Here is a 6,616-nt window from a genome sequence, read left to right on the forward strand (position 1 = left end):
TCACCGCAATGAAAGCCTTAACAGCGCTAAAAACGACACAACCAACATTAAAGAAGCCGCAGAGGCACAAGAAGACGAGATAGTTCCCGTAGAACTGGAATTGTACAAACCTAAAGAGGTAGCTGACGTTCTTGAAGATCTTAAGTCAGGCGACAAGCAGTTTGAGATCTTTCTCGATAATGAAGGTAAAACCCGCGTTCTCTACAAACGCAATGATGGGAAGTTCGGGCTTTACTAGAGTACGTGCTACGTGCTACGTGCTACGTGCTACGTGCTACGAAAAGATGGCGTAGCCCGTCTGAAAACCAACTGAATGAGACTAATACGCTCAATGTCGGTATAACGAACTTTTAAAGTTTTTGCAGGGTTCGACGGTGAAAACGGACAGGCTCAGATAAAGTTAGACCAACTGCATCATTTTCTATATACACATCGATCAACATGCTACCATTTGATTCAGGGGTAGCAATTGACCCAATTGACCCTATTGCTGGTGCGACTGGGAAAAGCGGTGCGCAACCATCTCCAAATCCAAAATAATTTATTGTGACCGTTATGTCAAATAATTTTGGATCTGTTTCAGGGTATCGTGCTGTAAATCCTGGTAAACAGATATCATCAGCTGTCCCATTTATACCATCTGCACCGCTTCTATCAAAGGCTGAAACTCTTAATATAGCGTACTCTACCGCACTTTTAGCAAGCAGCTGTTCTTGTTCAAGCACATAATCATTGGTTGTACGTTTTGCTGTTTCTGTTGTGGACGTCAGCATATACGAGAGGAGTGTTGCCATAATGATCATAAAAAATATCGCCATGATCATAGCAAAACCATTTCTTGTCTGTCTCTTCTTAGAATTTAGAAAACTACTTTTTCTTTGCATATTGAATACTCCCCTTCACCGGTTATATCTTTATCTGAAACGCATACCTGAACAACTAGTATATCACCCAACGATGTAAAGTGAAAGGTTTTGACATCTTCCATGATCAATTGCTTGTTTCCTGCTGCCGCGGCAGTTGTCATACTCTCCCCATCCCAAGGTTTGTAATCGTGATAGAAATAGAGTTTATTGCCGGCCTCTAAACTAATGGCATAAGCAGACCTTGAAAACTGATAAAATTCATATACCCCGCCAACAGAACTGGAAAAATCACCTGTACCAGCTTTAGGAACAATCAGTGGTCCTGCAGTAAACGTCACAGGGTGCATTGCTGCACTTTGCACTCCAATTCCACCAGCACCCCAGCCAAAGTTGGATGAAAGATCTACATCTGATCCGATAAAGAACAGTGCACCATCAACACCGACATATTGTGATCCTGGTGTAGCAAGTTGTGTAGCGTTTGAATCCATAAGATCGATAAAGCCGCTCCACTCCGGTAAAGTTGTACTGCGCCAGCCATCGATATCTGCACCTATCCATTCCAGTACAAGTTCATTGCCTGTATTGCTTCCAATAGGTTCAGGCGCTGCACCTGGAGTATCTCTTGCTATTGTTGAATCTTTTATACGGTATTGCAAACGGTTGGCAATCTGTTTAACTGCCATTTCACTCTGATTCTCAAGTCGGTTAAAGGTATTACTGTACACATAGTTCTCGTAAGTTTTATAAAGAAGTTCCGTACCGAATTTTGCTAATATACCCATAATAACAATAACGAATACGACCTCTAAAAGTGTAAAGCCTCTACGCATTAAAAACTCCTTTTAGCATAATCAACTTCACCGATATTTGCGGTATAGGCACGAAGATTAGCTATGACAGCTCCATCTTCACCATTAATAGATATTTCAGTCATCTTCAAATTTGTTTGTCCGGCATCTGCAGAAGTTGAAAAGACAAAAGGGTCGGCAATAGTATCAGAAACATATACACGTTTTGCTACAATCGTATATGCCTGTTTATAACCCGCTATGGCAGCCACAGAATTATCCAAAGGTACGACAAGTGTCTCTTCACCCACTTGCAGTGGTGCAGTTGGTGCGCCGTTATAATCAAAGAATTGACGGTGTTTGTCTTCACGAAGTCCGCCTATGCGTAATGTACTAGCAGCATCTATTCGTCCATAAGTCGAACCGACCGAACCTACGTCTAGTATTTTTGATAAAACGTAATTGTCTGCTGAACCAGTGGACGTAATTGATTTTTCATCCCACACCAATGCTGTTGTTGTTGACAAAACGGATGACACTAGAAAAATTGCCTCTTGTGCTATATTTCCCTCTAGTGCTTTGTTGTTTGTCTCTATCATCAATGGAACTGTTAAAACAGTCACTCCAATGATGACAATAGCAAATATAAGCTCTATCATTGTGAATGCAGCCCGTTTTAACATATTTGTTCCCAAACTAGTTCTTGATATAGTTACCATCGAATTCTCCGATTAGTGTTTTTCTTCGCTGTGCCAGTATTGCTAGTTGAATGAGTGGTATTGTCACCTGTTGACGTCCATGTCCCCGGGCCATAATACTCCACAGGACTTTGTACTTGTGTTGCACCTGCAGTATATTTGTCATAAATCAGCCAAGATTGGGTACCACTGCCTGGGGTAATTGTCCCTTCTGGTATTGTTAGCGTTGCTTTATATGGGAAGCCTTTTGTGGCATCATAATTATATGTCGATGATGTCGTTTGTGTTGTAAAAATAAAAGTTCCCTGAGTTAAGTTACCTGGAATGTTTTGCGTTGTCCATGTCACATTGCCATCAGTCGAGGTGTTATGTTCACTATTGCGATACCAGTTCACACTGTCAACACTGCGGTTTTTACTGCCACCAAGCAGTTGTGTTATCAGCGTCGCATTTGCATCTTTGTCAGCATAAAATTCATAAAAGAACGTAACATTAGCCGGACACGGTGCTCCGCCACCACACATAGCACGGTATCTAGGTGCATGAACGCGTCCATAAACAAATGTTGCATTGTCATTCTCGGCATTCTTTGTCCCATTGATGTTCGCCGTGCCTTCCGGCGCAATTCCCGTATACGTTGAATTAACGTCAACATTTACACGATTTCCATATAGTATAAATGGGTTAACAGGAGTATTGGTTGTTCTAGGAAAATTTATCAACAGCTGCTTCGTTCTGTTTTCCTCATCCCAAGCAATCTGTTTTTCACCCAAATCAAATCCGAGTGCTACTGATGTATTGATGTCATGCACATTAAAACCTGTAAACCCTGCTACAGGAAAAACTCTAAGACCAACAGTAACATTGTTTTCATAATAGTTACGGCCAAATGCTGGCTGTTTGAAGTTCCTTGTTGTCACGCCTACTGCATTTTTTGCAGTTATAGTCACCCCTAGCTTTGCTGACATATTTAAATCATTAGAAAGGTATGTAAACTTGTCACTAACATTGTTGTCGTGTAGAGAATCAATTGCAACATCAAAATGGTCAGGAATAAAGGTAGCGTTTTTGTCACCACAAACATAAGCTCCATCTACTGCACAATCATGTGTTGTTGTATCGTTTGGATTAATAATATCAACATATGCCCAATCTCTATCTTCCATATGTATAGTGATATCACCTACATCACTATAGGAGAACATTGCCGCTGATGACACACCATTATTAAAGGCAAACGCATTACTAAAGTTACCATCGCCCGACATGAGTGCACCGGCAACTTCTGTACCGCCATTATTGGCATAATACTTTGTCAAATTATCTACCTTAATTGCTGCACCGGCCTGGTCATACCCTATAGTAGGAACTGTCAAATTCTTGTCCATGGCATTGATCGTTAATCCATAATCTTGTCCGGCACGCAATAAGTCCGGATAACTTGCATCAGAAGAATTTATATCAAACTGGGCAGGACGAAGAGCGAAATTATCTGACGAACATTCAGGTTGTATGTTAAGTGTACACATTAAGCAGCCAAATTGGTTGTCATAAACCGGGTTATAGCCTGTACAGCTTGTATCGCCTGGACCGCAACTGTATCCGCCATTGTTTGATGTACAAGGTTCACCATTGTTGGCGGCACAACGGGCGTACGTTTCAAGACCAAAGGTGTTATAGTAGACCTGTTCCGAGTTGACACATTGCGGCAACCCTGGCAGGTTACCGTTTGTTGAAGAGCTTATTGCGCAGGTATCTCCATCAGACGGTGCGATAACATCAAAATCCAGATAAGTGACTACGATTCTTCTTACCCTGTTTGCATAATCAGGCATTTTGACGACTAGGTCCGTAGATGCCTGACCTGATGGTATTAAAAATCGTGCAACATTGCCATCAGGTAAAAGCAACGGTTCGCTCTGCGAACCGCAGAAACCGTCACTGATGTAAGGCATAACTAAAAAGTTTTGAGCACTGTTTGCAGGCGTATATGCCGTAGCATTTGATTCGCCATCCAGGTGAACAGCTGTCAAAAGAACATTATCGCCGCTTACTTTGGTCTGAATAACCTGTATGGCACCACTGTTATAGTCATCTATACCTGTACTTGTCCATAGACCGCCTTCAATCATATCGGCACGTATAGGCGGCGTTGTCGGCGGACTGTACCCTCCTATACCGGATGCAGAGAGGACCGATGCATTGACTTCTGTTATTGACCCGTTTACTGACACTGTGTTTAACAGGTAAGCCGGGTTGGGTGTAAGCGGTGTCGTAATTGAGTAGTAGATACGTTGTAGCCCGGGTACACCATGGGGACCACTTCTTTTATCTATGGTTCCCCCATTACATTCAATTCGGTCAAGTGCAGTAATACTACAGGTAAATGTATTGGATTCAATGATAGTAATATTTACGTCCGGGGAAGGAACGACCAGTGTTCCCACTGTTGCCGTCAGAAGATCGTAGTTGAATGTCTGCAAAATATCTGTAATATTGACATCAGTCAGAACTGAACTCGTTGTATTGGCAATTGTTATCGAGTACATCACCGTTGTGCCGACCTCTGTCAATCGTGTTGATGAGATTTTTAACAAGTCCAAATCGCTTGCTGCACCGGCTGCAGTAACGGAAATAACAACCTCATCGGTATTTGATGCTACCCCGCTGGTATCTTCTACATAGAATTGCAAGGTCACAGTGCCAGCAACCGTAGCTACGCCGCTGATAATACCAGTGGCTGAGTCCAGTGTCAACCCCGCAGGCAAGCTCCCGATTACATAATAGGTTACTGCTGTACTGCTTGTTACATAAGGAGAAAGGTCAAACGAGTATGCCTGATCTTTTATAACATCTTGGTCAGGGACATTCCCCATAATAGGTGCCAGCAAAGGGGTGCTGTCCAACAAAAAGGTCTCTATATTCGACCATCCGTCTACATCATACGCACTTGCATTAATCGTGTATGTTCCATTGGCATCCGGAGTACCGGTAACAATACCGGTAGCTGTGTCCAATATAGCCCATCCTGGCAGACCTGTCATATCATACGCAGTGATGGCATGACCCTCTGTTTGTGTCACATAAGGTTGAAGACTAAAGCTAAAAGGAACGCCTATTTCAAAGAACTGGTTAGGAATGGTACCCATGATCGGCGGGTTTGTCGAAGCAATAAAGGTCCCATCAAGCCGATAATCCGTTACTTGACCACTGGAACTACCGTAAATTTGTAAGGTGTAAACGCCTGCTGATATAACGTTAACGCTAGTCGATATCGTCGTACCTACGCCACTAGTACTACCGCTCCATATAGCAGCTCCGCCACAATCCAAATCAGCATAGAGGGTTACTATCAAATCTTCATTGACATCAAGATCAGTCAGTGTTAAGTTTAATATACCGGGTGTTGTCACGTCAATAACGTTGTAATCCGGTTTGTTTGACGATACATCATTGGTGTTTGTGTAAAAAGAAGTGGTCGTAATCCAATCTACTTGTCTATCACCGACACAAATGGCTGACAATGACGAGGTAAAAAACATTGTTACAGCCAAGACTGCAAAAATGTGTGAAAACATCTTTAAGAGGTTCATCATTACTCCTTGAAATTTTAGAAACATATATTTATAATCTTTACAATACTCTTGCATTGTAATTACAGTATAGAGTCTTTTTATTTCATTTTGTCTTAAATTTAGCTATTAACTTTGATTATATGTAAGATGTATAATGGGGAAAAATAGAATTTTTTTGATAAAAACAGCTGTTAAATCACAGGTACTATCGATGCAGAAAACTTTTAGCGCGTATACATAGACAACTGTCAAGAAGAATTATTTATGAAAAGTTACGAAGAGTTTGCATAACAGAAAAATCTGTTATGCAAAGAGAAAGACTAGTATTCGCCGGTAAACTTAAAGACGATAGAGGCGTATCCCTCGTACATGTCGCTGATAGCGTATGTGTTGGCCTCTCTAAAAACGTGCTTTGCACGGCCACCGAATTCAAGGCCCAAGTTCTCAATGATGTCGATATTCACACCGGCTTGTACCCCGGCATAGGGATTTTGGTTTGTTACGTATTGCGTAGTACCTGCTACATCATATTCGAAAGTTGACTGGATAGCACCACCGTTAATACCCATGAAAATGTTAAAATGTTCACCTGCACGGATTAGATAATCGATCTGAAGACCTAGTGATGCTGCAGTTGACTTGGTTGTGTTAGGTGCCTCTAGCAAGTAGTAAGTACCTGCTAAAAA

General features: G+C 41.8%; 6 protein-coding genes. 1 reads left to right on the forward strand and 5 read right to left on the reverse strand.

The genetic code is table 11. The features are described from left to right. On the forward strand, positions 1-238 hold a 238-nt coding region (locus tag ABYK33_RS12640), incomplete at its 5' end, for a sigma 54 modulation/S30EA ribosomal C-terminal domain-containing protein (RefSeq protein WP_373033618.1). A gap of 112 nt (positions 239-350) precedes the next feature. Here the strand turns inward: ABYK33_RS12640 and ABYK33_RS12645 are convergent. From ABYK33_RS12645 to ABYK33_RS12665, 5 genes are all read right to left on the reverse strand, one after another. Beyond that, entirely contained in the window at positions 351-884 is a 534-nt protein-coding gene (locus tag ABYK33_RS12645) for a hypothetical protein (protein ID WP_373033619.1), read from the reverse strand. Further along, positions 860-1,699, reverse strand: a complete 840-nt coding sequence (locus ABYK33_RS12650; RefSeq protein WP_373033621.1) for a type II secretion system protein — start codon at positions 1,697-1,699, stop codon at positions 860-862. The genes ABYK33_RS12645 and ABYK33_RS12650 overlap by 25 nt, the downstream gene beginning before the upstream one ends. Beyond that, positions 1,699-2,340 (reverse strand): type II secretion system protein, encoded by a 642-nt coding sequence (locus ABYK33_RS12655; RefSeq protein ID WP_373033623.1) that lies wholly within the window; start codon positions 2,338-2,340, stop codon positions 1,699-1,701. Before ABYK33_RS12655 ends, ABYK33_RS12650 begins: the two co-directional genes overlap by 1 nt. A gap of 29 nt (positions 2,341-2,369) precedes the next feature. Beyond that, a complete protein-coding gene (locus ABYK33_RS12660) occupies positions 2,370-5,948 on the reverse strand; it encodes a putative Ig domain-containing protein (RefSeq protein WP_373033625.1) in 3,579 nt (1,192 codons plus the stop codon). A 302-nt stretch (positions 5,949-6,250) separates the two neighbouring features. Next, positions 6,251-6,595: a hypothetical protein gene (locus ABYK33_RS12665; RefSeq protein ID WP_373033627.1), complete on the reverse strand. Its 345-nt coding sequence runs from the start codon at positions 6,593-6,595 to the stop codon at positions 6,251-6,253. Positions 6,596-6,616: the final 21 nt, after the last annotated feature.

It is taken from the genome of Sulfurovum sp. (assembly GCF_041562805.1).
Classification (GTDB): domain Bacteria; phylum Campylobacterota; class Campylobacteria; order Campylobacterales; family Sulfurovaceae; genus Sulfurovum.

Coding starts and splice junctions, on each gene's coding strand:
- ABYK33_RS12655 (WP_373033623.1), bottom strand. CDS start 2,340: ATGTTAAAACGGGCTGCATTCACAATGATAGAGCTTATATTTGCTATT.
- ABYK33_RS12645 (WP_373033619.1), bottom strand. CDS start 884: ATGCAAAGAAAAAGTAGTTTTCTAAATTCTAAGAAGAGACAGACAAGA.
- ABYK33_RS12660 (WP_373033625.1), bottom strand. CDS start 5,948: ATGAACCTCTTAAAGATGTTTTCACACATTTTTGCAGTCTTGGCTGTA.
- ABYK33_RS12650 (WP_373033621.1), bottom strand. CDS start 1,699: ATGCGTAGAGGCTTTACACTTTTAGAGGTCGTATTCGTTATTGTTATT.